The following is a 13814-nucleotide window of genomic DNA, read 5'->3' on the forward strand; positions in this document are numbered from 1 at the left end:
GGCTTTACCATTTCAGCGCGTGTGGTTGTGAAACCCACTCGACAAATTCGTTGAGCGGCAGTGGACGGCTAATCCAGTAGCCCTGAAGGAAGCGTACACCATGTTCATGCAGCCATTTTGCCTGCTCAGGGGTTTCAACCCCTTCGGCTACCGTCATCATATCGAGGCGTTTTGCGAGGGTCAGCACCGCATCCAGTACCGGCGAGGTGACGGTTTCTGTACCAATAGCGTTAATAAAACCGCGATCGATTTTCAGATAATCCAGCGTGAAGCGTTCCAGATAAATCAGCGCACTGTGGCCGGTACCGAAGTCGTCTATCGCAATTTCAAAGCCCGCGGCGTGCAACCACTCAAATAACTGTGACGCTTCATGTTGCTGGAGCATGTCGCGTTCGGTAATTTCCAGCACGATCTGGAAGTGATTGGCCGGCATTGCAGCGACTAACTGACGAACATCATCTTTAAAACTGCTGCTGTGCAGGTGGTCAGGGGCAATGTTGATACCGTATTTGGCGCCGACAGGGAGAACCTGTTGCAGCGTAGCGGCATCACGCGCCACCAGCTTAAACAGATGCTGAGTCAGCGGCACTATCATGTGCTGAGCCTCTGCGTAATGAATAAATGCATCAGGTGGGATTTCACCTGCCGTTGGGTGTTTCCAGCGTAGCAACACTTCCAGCCCGGTGACCTTTAGCGACTGCGTATCCACGACGGGCTGATAGACGACATAGAACTGATCGCGTTTAATCCCGGTGAGTATCTCTTTTCCGGGTCGTAAGCGAATGCTCATAACGTAGTAGCAGAGCAAACCCGCAATGATGCCCCCCATCCCGCCGAGAAGCAGGGCATACCATAAGTCAGGCCAGGCCCAGTTGGTTGCGTATAGCCTGATCGTGACCGGAACACCGCTAATTTTTGCTTCGCGCTCCGGTGAAGCGTCGAGCTCATCAACGGTGAGCAGGTGGTCTGAAAAGGTCGACAACACGGTGTTGCCGACGATGATGGCAATCCCGTCAAAATCTTCCTGCCGGGCGGTATACAGCAAATACGGCGTAAGGTTGATATTCAGGGAAGTGAAAACGCCGCTATTCACCATCAGGGGATTACGGTACCAAACCACCATCGCCGGTTTATTGGGCATCATCGGCGTACCCGGGATAATCGCCATATCGATATCTTTACCTATATCGAGGCTGGGGACCAGTTTTGTCAGCAGCTCATCCATGCCTCCGGTTGCCGATGAGCAAAATGCTTTCTTATCCTTAACCAGCAAAAAGGCACGAACGTTCAGGCTAAAGGCGGCACGCGAAGTGAGTTCCGCACCGACTTGTTGGCAGGTATTTAAGGTCAACGGCTGGAGGATGTCGGTAGTACTTTTGAGATCGGAAAAATAGCTAACCAGGTAATGCTGAATGTCAGAAACCAGCGTGTCGTATTTCACTTCCCGCTTATGCCACGCCATCACGAATTGTAGGCTACTGATAACAATAGCAACGACAACCCCGGTAATCAGGCAGGTAAGCACGATTTTTCGACCAGTCGTTAAGGCGTGTGTGAACATGATGCCTGGCTTTACCCTGAGATTGCGATGATGATAAATGTGATGGAATAACAAGACTATAGCCTGGATTGATTCAGCGAGTCATGCTTTTCCACAGGGGCAAAAAGGGAATCAAAAAAAAAAGCACCGCCGAAGCGATGCTTTTCGTCTGTCTCGTCAGGGTCGCCAAGGGATAGCAACCAAACGATTAACTGCGGCTCAGAACCCGACGCGCTTCGTTATAGCGCTTCTTCCAGTATGGCTCGTTCATACTGGAGATGATGACACCGCTGCTGGTAGAGGCATGAACAAACTGGTTGTTACCAATGTAGATACCAACATGACGGCCCGTTGAACCTGCACGGAACAGAACCAGATCGCCAGTACGCAAATTAGTGCGCGAAACGGATTTACCGGTTTCCTGTTGCTCGTAGGTTGAGCGTGGGAGTTCTAAACCAAACTGTTCACGGAATGTACGCTGAACAAAGCTGGAACAATCAATGCCTTTCTTGGAGTTGCCGCCGAGGCGATAACGCACGCCTTTCCAGTCAGCATACTGATCCATAATCCGCGATTTAACATCGAGATTACGCACCATACTCTCAAATTCATCCTGAGAAGCTTGCAGTGAAGAAGCGTCCTGGTTCACACCAAGCGTCTCAGAATGCGTGTTCTTTGCGGTGTTTGTGGTAGTGCTACATGCAGAAAGCAGTACCGCGACTGCTATCGCGGGGATCCCGCGCAAGATATATCTCAAGATCGGTTGAGATTTGACCATGTTGTTTGTTTTCCCTTGAAGTCCTTAACGAAAATATCGTTATAAAAAATGCCAAACGTGACGAGACTAATTACCTGCGCACAATGAGACAATTCTTTAAGCGCAAAACTGTGGCTGAACGCACAAATTTATTCGCGAAGAGAATAATTACCCAGCGAGGCAAAACGAGTTCGAGGTTACCCGATCGCTACGGGCTTGGCGAGTGATTTTATCTGAATTTTAATAAGAAAATGTGATACAGAAAGTGAATAAACGGGATTGGTCAATTTAAATGCAAAATGGCGGAAAAACAGGCATCTCATTCATTCTCAAAGGTAATGCTATGACTAAATAATGACTGTGAGATGAATAATTTATCTTAACGCATCATCAGGGTGTAAGAATAAACCCTGATGATGTTAATAATTGTGGGTTATTTGTTTAAGATTTGTTTGTTTTTTCCGGGGAGATAATTGTCAAAAAGCGCGATAAGACGATCGCTTAACGGGGTCAGGAGACACCAGGGCAAACCAATTAAGACCACGGTTAATGAACCTACGACGATATCAGTGAACCAGTGGGCACCGATCATTACTCGCGGAAAAGCAAAAACCACAACGATAATAAGGCCGATAAACCCTGCGGTTTTTCCGAAATAGCGCAGCATAAATGCGGCGAAAATAAGCAGCATCATCCCGTGATCGCCAGGAAAACTGTCTCTGGACGCATCCTTCGTCGAAATATGCAGCAATTCGCTGACGCGATAAATATTATCGAAAGTGAGCGTCGGACTTGCGCGTTTGACGGGCAGCAGCGCCTGACCTGCCTGGTTCAGAACCACGGCGGTAAGCAGCATTACCAGACCGATGATGACAATGCGGCGGCGGCCAGAAGGCGTCTCTTTCAACCAGAAACTCAACATCAGACAGCCCATTGCCAACAGGGAACAGGCGTCAAACGCCCGATTATTGGTGATGGCGACCAGCCACAGGAAGGCCTGACTCTCTATCAGCTTGTGGTTAAAGAAGTGGAAAATGCCGGCGTCAATCGGGAACCAGAATCCATGATTCACGGGCATATACCAGCTCATGAATAACGCCACACCGGCAACATTCAGCAGAAGTATCAGTGGTAACCTGATTTTCATATTTAACGTGTTCACTGTTCAATAAATCGCAGGCAACCTTACGCGCGTTCAGCTAAACGAAGCTTCAACAACGCGCTCTGCAACGTATTCCAGTCTGCCTCGGTACTGGAAATCAGTTCGATACGACTGTCCGGCGGTGCAACGTTCTGCGTTTCAATGTGCAGATCCTCTCCCTGGCGATTAATGCGCACGAGGCCTTCCGGAATACGCATCACGCCCTTCACCCGGCCAACCGGCGCCAGCCGCGCCCATTCCAGTAGTCCAATGGTGTCAAAGACCGTATCGGCGTCAAAAATCCAGCCGCAGGCCTGGTGTCCCTGACCGCTGTTCAGGCTGCGACGCCAGCGTTGTTGTGTCGGCAGGCTTAGCGCCGCCAATCCTCGCGGCTCTGGATGGTGGTGTGAATGCGCGGCGCTGGTGGGCAATTCAGCCTGATTCAGACGCGGTAAGTCGAGCAATTGTCCGTCAATCTGACCGTGATCGGCCTGCACTAACTGACGGTTGGCGCCAAACTGTTGCCACCAGGTTTGCAGCGCGTGTTCACTTTCCGCTGTCGCACGATCGGTTTTATTCGCCACGATGATATCTGCTGCAGCCAACTGGTCGCGGAAGTTCTCATTGGCGACAATTTTTTCATCGAGTAACCCGCGTGGGTCAAGAATGCACAACGTGGCGCGAAGATCGATCCAGGGCTCATACACTGGCGCAGTGAGGAGGGAAAGGATCTGTTTTGGGTGTCCCAGCCCAGTCGGTTCGATCAGCAGGCGGTCCGGTTTTCCCTGCCGCAATAGGGTATTCAGTCCAACCTGCATGGGCAGGCCGTTCACGCAGCACATGCAGCCGCCGGGGATCTCTTTAAGCAGCGCGCCGCTATCAGCAAGCAGGGCGCCGTCGATGCCGACCTCGCCGAACTCATTGACCAGTACCGCCCATTTTTCGGCGGGGTCTTTGTGCGCTAACAGGTGAAGAATGGAAGTGGTTTTTCCGCTGCCGAGGAAACCGGTGATGAGGTTAGTTTTGGTCACGCCTGCTCCAGAATGATGTGCCGTAACGGTTTTCATTAATCCTGGCGAAAAAAAGCGAAAAAGAGAAGGGCGGGGCGAACGAAGACAGGCTCCGTTCGCCTTAATGGCAGAAATTGTTAATTTTTTAACGTATCAATCACCGCCTGATGTGCACCGTGCTGGGCGATACGCTGCCAGGCTGTTTCAATCGCCTGGACAAAAACAGGATTGTGTGGGAGGTCGTCGCCAAAAATTTCCGACAAGGAGAGCAGCGCCGACACGCGCTGGTCTTCACGACTGGCGGCCACTCTGGCGTGGATTTTATCACTCAGCGGGTCGCGAACGTCGATGGTCACACCGGCATCATCGATACCGCTGACATAGCGCATCCATCCCGCCACGCCCAGTGCCAGCAACGGCCATGCGCTATCGTGCGTCAGATGAAAGCGAATACCCGCCAGCATCCGCTGCGGCAGTTTCTGACTGCCGTCCATCGCGATTTGCCAGGTTTTATGCTTCAGCGCTGGATTAGCAAAGCGTTCAATCAGGCTTTGCGCGTAGCCGGTCAAATTCACGTCAGTAATAGTGAGCGTCGGCGCCTGTTCCTCCATCATCAGTCGGTACGCGGCCTCGCGAAACGCGCTGTCCTGCATGCACTCATTAATATGCTGAAAACCGGAAAGATAACCGAGATACGCAAGAAACGAATGGCTGCCATTAAGCATCCGCAATTTCATCTCTTCCCAGGGACGCACATCGCTGACCATCTGTACGCCAGCCGCTTCCCATGCGGGACGACCGGCGACAAAGCGATCTTCAACAACCCATTGAATGAATGGTTCACAACTGATAGCACAGGGATCGGCAACGCCCAATTCGTGGGTGATTTCAGCCAGAGAGTCCTCCGTGGCGGCCGGAACAATGCGATCGACCATCGTGGCAGGAAAGCTGACGTGCTCGCGGATCCAATCAGCCAGGGCAGGAGAGCGTTTTTCCGCCATCCCAAGCACCGCGTTTTTCACCACGTGACCATTATCAGGAATATTGTCGCAGGAGAGTACAGAGAAAGGCGTCAGTCCGCGAGCCTGTCGACGTGAGAGCGCCTCCACCAGAATACCCGGGGCTGAATGAGGGTCATCAGGCGATTGCAGATCGTGAATAATACGCGGATTTGTCAGATCCAACGTACCCGTTGCCGGATCGATGCAATACCCTTTTTCGGTGATGGTCAGCGAGACAATTGCTACCTGAGGTTCGCAGAATTTTTCGATAATAGCGGCAAGCGAATCGAGTTTCGCATTCAGGCATTCGTTGACGGCACCGACGATAATAGCCTGATTACCGTCTGCGCCTTTTTCCAGCACGGTGTATAAATGATCCTGTTCGCGGAGCTGACGCATCAACGTGTCGCCGCTGAACAGGCTGATTTCACAAATCCCCCAATCTCCACCACGGACGTTCAGCACCCGATCGGTCAGTAATGCCTGATGCGCACGATGAAAGGCGCCAAAGCCGAAATGCACCATGCGCGTTTTAAGCTGCTGGCGGTCATAACATGGCGTTTGTACGCCATCCGGCAAGACTATTGAGGCAATTGTAGTCATTTATTACACACCTGATTAACCATAAATTAACAACGCCAGTGTAAAGTTATATGACAACAAATTAAATTGGTAAGCCGAATTTATCCGGGTAATGTGAGCTGGATCAATCAATCATGTCCCTTTAATTGATCATCACGCAGAAGCCTGTATGGTAGTCGTCATTCAGCTAAACTAATTTGGTATAACAACTTTGTGAGGTATAGCAATGGAACAAACCTGGCGTTGGTACGGGCCTAACGATCCGGTATCGCTTGATGATGTGCGTCAGGCTGGTGCAACGGGCGTTGTGACAGCATTGCACCATATTCCGAACGGCGAAGTATGGCCGGTCGACGAGATTAAAAAACGTCAGGCGATTCTGGCGGAAAAAGGGTTAACCTGGTCGGTCGTCGAAAGTATTCCGGTTCATGAAGAGATCAAGACCCGCTCCGGTCAGTATCAGACATGGATCGCGAATTATCAGCAGAGCATCCGCAATCTGGCGGCCTGCGGCATCGATACCGTCTGCTATAACTTTATGCCGATTCTTGACTGGACGCGTACCGACCTCGAGTACGAATTGCCGGACGGCTCGAAAGCGTTGCGCTTCGATCAGATAGCTTTCGCCGCTTTTGAACTGCATATCCTTAAGCGTGCAGGCGCGGAAGCGGACTATAGCGATGAAGAACGGCGTCAGGCTCAGGCGTATTTCACTGCCATGAGCGAGGCGGATATCGAAAAGCTGACCCGCAATATCATTGCCGGTTTGCCTGGCGCGGAAGAGGGCTACACGCTCGATCAGTTCCGTGCTCGTCTTGCCGAATATGACGGCATCAGCAAAGACGATCTGCGTGACAATATGGCGGTGTTCCTGCGTGCGATTGTACCGGTGGCGGAAGAAGTAGGCGTGCGTCTGGCGGTGCATCCTGACGATCCGCCGCGTCCGATCCTCGGGTTACCGCGTATTGTCTCCACCATTGACGACATGCAGTGGCTGAAAGAGACGGTCGACAGCATCTACAATGGTTTCACTATGTGCACAGGCTCCTACGGCGTTCGTGCGGATAACGATCTGGTGAAAATGATTGAAACCTTTGGCGATCGTATCCACTTCACCCATCTGCGCTCGACGTGCCGCGAAGCGAACCCGAAAACCTTCCACGAAGGCGCGCATCTGCAGGGAGATGTGAATATGGTGGCGGTGGTGACGGCGATTCTGACCGAAGAGCAACGCCGTAAGAAGGCGGGGGATTTGCGTCCGATTCCGATGCGTCCCGATCATGGTCATCAGATGCTGGACGATCTGCATAAGAAAACGAATCCGGGTTATTCCGCGATTGGGCGTCTGAAAGGCTTGGCGGAGGTGCGCGGTGTTGAACTGGCGCTGAAAATGACCCAGTTCCGCGACCTGCTATAAAAACAGCAACTGACAAAAAAGGACAGCTCAGGCTGTCCTTTTTTACATCCATTCAACGCTTAATCCGCACGACCCATATAGCGGCGCTCTTCGATATGAATGCGGATCTTCTCGCCGGCGCTCAGGTATTCTGGTACCAGAATGACCAGACCGGTGCTCAGCGTCGCGGGTTTGTTACGCGCACTGGCGGAAGCGCCCTTAATGCCAGGAGCCGTTTCCACGATTTCCAGATCCACCGTCTGCGGCAGTTCGAGTGCCAGCAACTGGCCGTCCCAGGTCAGTACCTGCATATCCGGCATTCCACCTTCCGGTATAAACAGTAGTTCTTCTTCGATCTGATCCCTGGTGAAGGTATAAGGCGTGTAGTCTTCTTTATCCATGAACACGTATTCGTTGCCATCGATATAGGAGAAGTCGACGCCACGGCGGCTCAGGGTCACGGTATCCACAATGTCGTCACCCTTGAAACGTTCTTCCACTTTCAGACCGGTACGGACATCGGAGAAACGCATTTTGTACAGCGTTGCCGCGCCACGGGCGGTCGGGGACTGAATATCGATATCTTTCACAATCAGCAGTTTGCCGTTGTAGTTCAGTACCATACCTTTTTTGATTTCGTTCGCTCTTGGCATCGAAAAGATCCTGTAATAGAGATTAGCTAAATTATCGCGTCAAACTACTCGCGCCGGGTCATTCAGGCAAGCGGAATTCACCTTTTGCTGGTGCAAAAAAGGTGGTACTGTGCGCGCCTGTCCGGTGGTCACAATAAAGAGAGTCAGATGATGGAATGCCGTCCGGATTGTGGGGCGTGTTGTATTGCCCCTTCTATTTCCAGCCCCATCCCCGGTATGCCGCAGGGAAAACCGGCAAACGTCAGGTGCGCCCAGCTCTCGGATGATAACCTCTGCCGCCTTTTTGGCTCCCGCCTTCGCCCCAATGTCTGTCGCAGCCTCAAACCATCGCAGGAAATGTGCTTAACGAATCGCGACGAGGCGATAACCTGGCTTATTGATCTTGAAGCGCAGACCGCGCCCTAAACATCCTTAATGCGCGTCAGACAGACCATGGTGGCGATAATCATCACCAGTGCAAACCAGAAAACGGCATGGTAGTTCCAGATTTCAGCGGCAATGCCCGCCAGCGATCCGGCGATAATCCAGCCGACGCGGATGGTATTGGTATAGAGCGTGGTGGCTGAACCTGCCTGACCTGGCATCAGATCCTGAAAATAGAGCATACCGATGCCACCAAGAATACCGATATAGATTGCGTTCAGCAGTTGTAAACCTAATAGCACAACAGGAGCGTGCGCGACCAGCATTCCTGCGTAAAAGCAAAAACCGGCAGCGACCGCAATACACATCAGCAGGCGTTTACCCAGACGCTTTGCGAAGTATCCAGCAATCAGCATTGTTGGGATTTCCAGCCCGGCCGCTGTTCCCATCATCACGCCTGCCAGTTTCTCCGGCAGATGCAGCTCATTAATAATAAAAAGTGGCATATTAATGATATACAGGCTGTTGGTACCCCACATTAAGGTACAAATAACAAACAGCAACAGGGTATCGCGACGGTTGCGGCGCGGTGCTTCCAGCGTACCGGTCGTCAGCGTGGTCTCTTTGCGCATGGACGGTAAAAAAAACCACACTATCGCGCCGCAAACGACAAACGCCACGGCGGCGCTGAGATACATCACCGTAAAGCTGAAGCCCATCGCCAACGCATAAGCCAGCGGCGGACCGATCACCCACGCAAGTGAAACCTGGGCGCGCAGTATGGAGCTGAACATCACTGCTTCACGGCCTGTGCGATCGGCATGTTCACGGGCCAGGGCAAACATTTGCGGGTTGGCGGTCGACCCAAAGCTGCTGAGAAACACCCCGACAAACAGCAAAATAAAGTAGTTACGATTCCAGGCAAATAACACGCACGCCAGCATCCCCAGCGCACAGCAGAAGACGATCAGCTTTTTACGATCGCCCTTTTTATCTGAACGTCCCGCCAGGAACTGGCTCACCAGGATGCCGATCACCGCACTGCCGGTAAAAAAGAAACCGACCATTCCCGGGCGCGCGTGGACTTCATCGGTCAGAAAAAGGCTCAGCGTGGGGGTCTGTAGCGCACCGGCGATACCGGTGAGAAAGGCAACAATAAGGAAAGCCGTAGACGTCAGGTCAAACGTTTTTGGCGAGGCGGCAGCGGGGGTGTTGTGCATGTTTTGATATCAGTAGTGTGACGAGACGCGGAGTTTACGCCGCCTGGCGAGAAATAAACAGATGACCAAATCAAAATCGGCATGAAAAATCAAAATGGCATTTCACTCTGTTAATGCTGGTAGCTGACGCTGCTGAACCTTAAGCGAAATAGCACTGTATTGACTTCAGCAACTGACTGTCAATGAGGCAAAAATGTGCATTGCTTCTAAATTTTGCGATCAAAAATGCAACTTTTCTTGCGTGCTGAAGCAGAAAGCGCAAGACTTCTTGAAACGTTTCAGCGCTGTCGAGTTTCAGTTGAGGGAACCGTATAGCGTCTTTTTTCTCATGTAAGCTGAATCGTTTCAATTCAGCAGGAGAGGAGAACCATGTTTCAGTTATCCGTTCAGGACATTCATCCGGGCGAGCAGGCCGGAGATAAACAGGAAGCCATCCGTCAGGTTGCCGCTGCGTTAGTGCAGGCTGGTAACGTCGCGGACGGTTACGTAGACGGTATGCTTGCTCGTGAGCAGCAGACATCCACTTTTCTCGGTAACGGGATTGCGATTCCGCATGGTACCACCGATACCCGCGATCGGGTGCTGAAAACCGGCGTTCAGGTTTTTCAGTTCCCGCAGGGTGTAACCTGGGGTGAGGGGCAGGTGGCTTATGTGGCGATTGGGATCGCCGCCAGCTCAGATGAGCACCTTGGCCTGCTGCGTCAGCTAACGCACGTGCTGAGCGATGACTCGGTGGCTGAACAGCTTAAGTCAGCAACGACGGCTGAAGAACTGCGTGCGTTGCTGATGGGCGAAAAGCAGAGCGAGCAGCTGAAACTCGACAACGACACGCTGCTGCTGGATGTCGTCGCGACCGATTTAGTGACGTTGCAGGCGTTGAACGCAGCTCGCCTGAAAGAGGCCGGCGCAGTAGATGCGGCGTTTGTCGCGAATGTGATTAACGAACAACCGATGAACCTGGGGCAGGGGGTCTGGTTAAGCGACAGTGCTGAAGGCAATCTGCGCAGCGCCGTGGCGGTGAGCCGCGCGGCAAATGCTTTTGATGTACAAGGCGAAAAAGCGGCTCTGCTGGTGACCGTTGCCATGGCGGATGATCAGCCTGTCGCAGTGCTGAAGCGTCTGGGCGACCTGTTGCTGGAGACGAAAGCTGACCGTCTGCTGAACGCCGACGCGGCCACCGTTCTGGCGCTGTTAACCAGCGATGACGCACTGACTGATGATGTGCTGAACGCCGAGTTTGTGGTTCGCAATGAGCACGGCCTGCATGCCCGTCCGGGGACCATGCTGGTCAATACGATTAAACAATTCAACAGTGAAATTACCGTGGCAAACCTTGATGGAACCGGCAAACCGGCAAATGGACGTAGTCTGATGAAAGTGGTGGCTCTGGGCGTGAAGAAAGGACATCGCCTGCGCTTTACGGCGCAGGGGGCTGATGCTGAACAGGCGCTGAAAGCGATTGGCGATGCCATCGCTGCCGGTCTTGGGGAGGGCGCGTAATGAGCAGACGTGTTGCGACCATCACGCTAAACCCGGCCTACGATCTGGTGGGGTTCTGTCCTGAAATTGAGCGCGGTGAAGTTAACCTGGTGAAAACGACCGGTCTGCATGCGGCGGGGAAAGGGATTAACGTGGCCAAAGTGCTGAAGGACCTCGGGATCGACGTGACGGTCGGCGGGTTCCTCGGCAAGGATAACCAGGACGGGTTTCAGCAGTTGTTCAGCGAACTGGGAATTGCTAACCGTTTTCAGGTGGTGCAGGGGCGTACCCGCATCAACGTCAAGCTGACGGAAAAAGATGGCGAAGTCACTGACTTCAACTTCTCTGGTTTTGAGGTTACGCCTGCCGACTGGGAGCGTTTTGTTAATGATTCCCTGAGCTGGCTGGGTCAATTCGACATGGTGTGCGTCAGCGGCAGTCTGCCATCCGGCGTGAGTCCGGAAGCATTTACCGACTGGATGACGCGCCTGCGCAGTCAGTGTCCATGCATTATCTTTGATAGTAGTCGTGAAGCTCTGGTGGCCGGACTGAAAGCCGCACCGTGGCTGGTGAAACCGAACCGCCGAGAACTGGAAATCTGGGCCGGCCGCAAACTGCCGGAAATGAAAGATGTGATTGAGGCGGCGCATGCGTTACGTGAACAAGGTATCGCGCATGTGGTGATCTCCCTGGGGGCAGAAGGTGCGCTGTGGGTGAACGCTTCAGGAGAATGGCTTGCCAAACCGCCTTCGGTGGATGTGGTCAGCACCGTGGGCGCCGGGGATTCGATGGTTGGCGGCCTGATTTACGGTCTGCTGATGCGCGAATCGAGCGAACATACGCTGCGTCTGGCGACAGCTGTCGCTGCGCTGGCAGTCAGTCAAAGCAATGTCGGTATTACCGATCGTCCTCAGTTGGCCGCAATGATGGCGCGTGTCGACTTACAACCGTTTAACTGACAGCAGGAGAGGCATAATGAAAACGCTGCTGATTATTGACGCTAACCTCGGGCAGGCTCGCGCTTACATGGCGAAAACTCTGCTCGGTGCGGCGGCACATAAAGCAAATCTGGATATCATCGACAATCCAAATGACGCTGAACTGGCGATCGTATTGGCCGATGCTATCCCTAATGACAACGCGTTGAACGGCAAAAAAGTCTGGCTGGGTGATATTGCCCGGGCGGTGGCGCACCCTGAGTTGTTTCTTAGTGAAGCCAGGGGGCACGCAAAGCCTTACAGCGCACCGGCTGTTGCCGCTCCTGTTGCCACGACCAGCGGTCCCAAGCGTGTCGTTGCCGTGACGGCGTGCCCGACCGGCGTTGCGCATACCTTTATGGCAGCGGAAGCCATCGAAACCGAAGCGAAAAAACGCGGCTGGTGGGTAAAAGTCGAAACTCGTGGTTCTGTGGGCGCTGGCAATGCCATCACCCCGGAAGAAGTGGCGCAGGCGGATCTGGTGATTGTGGCGGCAGACATTGAAGTGGATCTGGCGAAATTTGCCGGTAAACCCATGTACCGTACCTCTACCGGTCTGGCACTGAAGAAAACCGTGCAGGAACTGGATAACGCGGTGGCGCAAGCCGTGGTATATGAGCCAACAGGCAAAGCGCAGACGGCGGCGAATGAAGGAAAAAAAGAGAGTGCAGGCGCGTATCGTCACCTGCTGACGGGCGTGTCGTATATGTTGCCGATGGTGGTTGCTGGCGGTCTGTGTATCGCGCTCTCCTTTGCCTTTGGTATCGAAGCGTTCAAAGTCGAAGGGACGCTGGCGGCAGCGCTGATGCAGATTGGCGGCGGTTCAGCCTTTGCGCTGATGGTGCCGGTTCTGGCAGGATACATTGCCTTTTCGATTGCTGACCGTCCGGGTCTGACGCCGGGTCTTATCGGCGGTATGCTCGCCGTCAGCACGGGTTCAGGCTTTATTGGCGGGATCATTGCGGGCTTCCTTGCAGGCTATGTGGCGAAGGGCATCAGCACGAAACTGAAGCTGCCACAGAGTATGGAAGCGCTGAAACCGATCCTGATTATTCCGCTGATCTCCAGCCTTGTGGTGGGTCTGGCGATGATCTACCTCATCGGTAAACCGGTCGCCGGGATCCTCGAAGGGTTAACGCACTGGCTGCAAACCATGGGCACGGCGAATGCGGTGCTGCTGGGCGCGATCCTCGGCGGGATGATGTGTACCGACATGGGTGGGCCGGTTAACAAAGCGGCATACGCGTTTGGCGTCGGTTTGCTGAGTACACAAACGTATGCGCCAATGGCGGCCATTATGGCGGCAGGCATGGTGCCACCGCTGGCGCTGGGTCTGGCAACCATTGTTGCGCGTCGTAAGTTCGACAAGGCGCAGCAGGAAGGGGGGAAAGCGGCGCTGGTACTGGGCCTGTGCTTTATCACCGAAGGGGCCATTCCCTTCGCTGCGCGCGATCCAATGCGTGTTCTGCCATGCTGTATCGTTGGCGGCGCGCTGACGGGGGCGATCTCAATGGCGGTTGGGGCGAAACTGATGGCACCGCATGGTGGTCTGTTTGTTCTGCTGATCCCTGGGGCGATTACCCCGGTGTTGGGATACCTGCTCGCCATTGTCGCCGGTACGCTGGTCGCGGGGCTGGCCTATGCCTTCCTGAAACGTCCGGAAGAGGACGCTGTCGCCAAAGCGGCATAATCTCA

The 13814-nt window shown here is 53.4% G+C and carries 12 protein-coding genes; 5 read left to right on the forward strand and 7 right to left on the reverse strand.

Annotation, left to right across the window (positions count from 1 at the left end):
* Positions 1-4: 4 nt before the first annotated feature.
* From KE671_RS19495 to KE671_RS19515, 5 genes are all read right to left on the reverse strand, one after another.
* Positions 5-1561: a cyclic di-GMP phosphodiesterase gene (locus KE671_RS19495; RefSeq protein WP_206164220.1), complete on the reverse strand. Its 1557-nt coding sequence runs from the start codon at positions 1559-1561 to the stop codon at positions 5-7.
* Positions 1562-1748: 187 nt separating this feature from the next.
* Entirely contained in the window at positions 1749-2318 is a 570-nt protein-coding gene (mepS, locus tag KE671_RS19500; RefSeq protein WP_206164221.1) for a bifunctional murein DD-endopeptidase/murein LD-carboxypeptidase, read from the reverse strand.
* Positions 2319-2730: 412 nt separating this feature from the next.
* Positions 2731-3444, reverse strand: coding sequence for a phosphatase PAP2 family protein (locus KE671_RS19505; protein ID WP_206164222.1), 714 nt, complete (start codon positions 3442-3444; stop codon positions 2731-2733).
* 38 nt (positions 3445-3482) lie between these two features.
* Positions 3483-4469 carry a CobW family GTP-binding protein gene (locus tag KE671_RS19510; protein WP_206164223.1) on the reverse strand — a complete coding sequence of 329 codons (987 nt, stop codon included), beginning with the start codon at positions 4467-4469 and terminating at the stop codon, positions 3483-3485.
* A 116-nt stretch (positions 4470-4585) separates the two neighbouring features.
* The gene (locus KE671_RS19515; RefSeq protein WP_206164224.1) at positions 4586-6052 is read right to left on the reverse strand and encodes a mannitol dehydrogenase family protein; all 1467 of its coding nucleotides are present in this window, start codon (positions 6050-6052) and stop codon (positions 4586-4588) included.
* 205 nt (positions 6053-6257) lie between these two features.
* On the opposite strand from KE671_RS19515, the gene uxuA reads away from it, so the two are divergent.
* Positions 6258-7448, forward strand: a complete 1191-nt coding sequence (gene uxuA, locus KE671_RS19520; protein WP_206164225.1) for a mannonate dehydratase — start codon at positions 6258-6260, stop codon at positions 7446-7448.
* A gap of 59 nt (positions 7449-7507) precedes the next feature.
* Here uxuA and yeiP read toward each other — a convergent pair whose 3' ends face one another.
* Positions 7508-8080, reverse strand: a complete 573-nt coding sequence (gene yeiP / locus KE671_RS19525; protein WP_206164226.1) for an elongation factor P-like protein YeiP — start codon at positions 8078-8080, stop codon at positions 7508-7510.
* A 150-nt stretch (positions 8081-8230) separates the two neighbouring features.
* On the opposite strand from yeiP, the gene KE671_RS19530 reads away from it, so the two are divergent.
* The gene (locus KE671_RS19530) at positions 8231-8485 is read left to right on the forward strand and encodes a YkgJ family cysteine cluster protein (RefSeq protein WP_206164387.1); all 255 of its coding nucleotides are present in this window, start codon (positions 8231-8233) and stop codon (positions 8483-8485) included.
* Here the strand turns inward: KE671_RS19530 and setB are convergent.
* On the reverse strand, positions 8482-9663 hold the full coding sequence (setB, locus tag KE671_RS19535; protein ID WP_206164227.1) for a sugar efflux transporter SetB: 1182 nt from the start codon (positions 9661-9663) through the stop codon (positions 8482-8484). The two genes, KE671_RS19530 and setB, sit on opposite strands and share 4 nt — an antisense overlap.
* Positions 9664-10032: 369 nt before the next feature.
* On the opposite strand from setB, the gene fruB reads away from it, so the two are divergent.
* From fruB to fruA, 3 genes are read left to right on the forward strand one after another with little or no spacing between them, the layout of a single operon-like run.
* Positions 10033-11163 carry a fused PTS fructose transporter subunit IIA/HPr protein gene (gene fruB / locus KE671_RS19540; protein WP_206164228.1) on the forward strand — a complete coding sequence of 377 codons (1131 nt, stop codon included), beginning with the start codon at positions 10033-10035 and terminating at the stop codon, positions 11161-11163.
* Positions 11163-12101, forward strand: a complete 939-nt coding sequence (gene fruK / locus KE671_RS19545; RefSeq protein WP_042317960.1) for a 1-phosphofructokinase — start codon at positions 11163-11165, stop codon at positions 12099-12101. Before fruB ends, fruK begins: the two co-directional genes overlap by 1 nt.
* A 16-nt stretch (positions 12102-12117) precedes the next feature.
* On the forward strand, positions 12118-13809 hold the full coding sequence (fruA, locus tag KE671_RS19550) for a PTS fructose transporter subunit IIBC (protein WP_206164229.1): 1692 nt from the start codon (positions 12118-12120) through the stop codon (positions 13807-13809).
* The last annotated feature ends 5 nt before the right edge of the window (positions 13810-13814 follow it).

The organism is Citrobacter amalonaticus (assembly GCF_018252635.1).
Classification (GTDB): domain Bacteria; phylum Pseudomonadota; class Gammaproteobacteria; order Enterobacterales; family Enterobacteriaceae; genus Citrobacter_A; species Citrobacter_A amalonaticus_E.

Bases quoted from the DNA above. Each gene is read 5' to 3' on its own strand.
- KE671_RS19495 (WP_206164220.1), bottom strand. From the start codon at position 1,561: ATGTTCACACACGCCTTAACGACTGGTCGAAAAATCGTGCTTACCTGC.
- mepS (WP_206164221.1), bottom strand. From the start codon at position 2,318: ATGGTCAAATCTCAACCGATCTTGAGATATATCTTGCGCGGGATCCCC.
- KE671_RS19505 (WP_206164222.1), bottom strand. From the start codon at position 3,444: ATGAAAATCAGGTTACCACTGATACTTCTGCTGAATGTTGCCGGTGTG.
- KE671_RS19515 (WP_206164224.1), bottom strand. From the start codon at position 6,052: ATGACTACAATTGCCTCAATAGTCTTGCCGGATGGCGTACAAACGCCA.
- uxuA (WP_206164225.1), top strand. From the start codon at position 6,258: ATGGAACAAACCTGGCGTTGGTACGGGCCTAACGATCCGGTATCGCTT.
- yeiP (WP_206164226.1), bottom strand. From the start codon at position 8,080: ATGCCAAGAGCGAACGAAATCAAAAAAGGTATGGTACTGAACTACAAC.
- KE671_RS19530 (WP_206164387.1), top strand. From the start codon at position 8,231: ATGGAATGCCGTCCGGATTGTGGGGCGTGTTGTATTGCCCCTTCTATT.
- setB (WP_206164227.1), bottom strand. From the start codon at position 9,663: ATGCACAACACCCCCGCTGCCGCCTCGCCAAAAACGTTTGACCTGACG.
- fruB (WP_206164228.1), top strand. From the start codon at position 10,033: ATGTTTCAGTTATCCGTTCAGGACATTCATCCGGGCGAGCAGGCCGGA.
- fruK (WP_042317960.1), top strand. From the start codon at position 11,163: ATGAGCAGACGTGTTGCGACCATCACGCTAAACCCGGCCTACGATCTG.
- fruA (WP_206164229.1), top strand. From the start codon at position 12,118: ATGAAAACGCTGCTGATTATTGACGCTAACCTCGGGCAGGCTCGCGCT.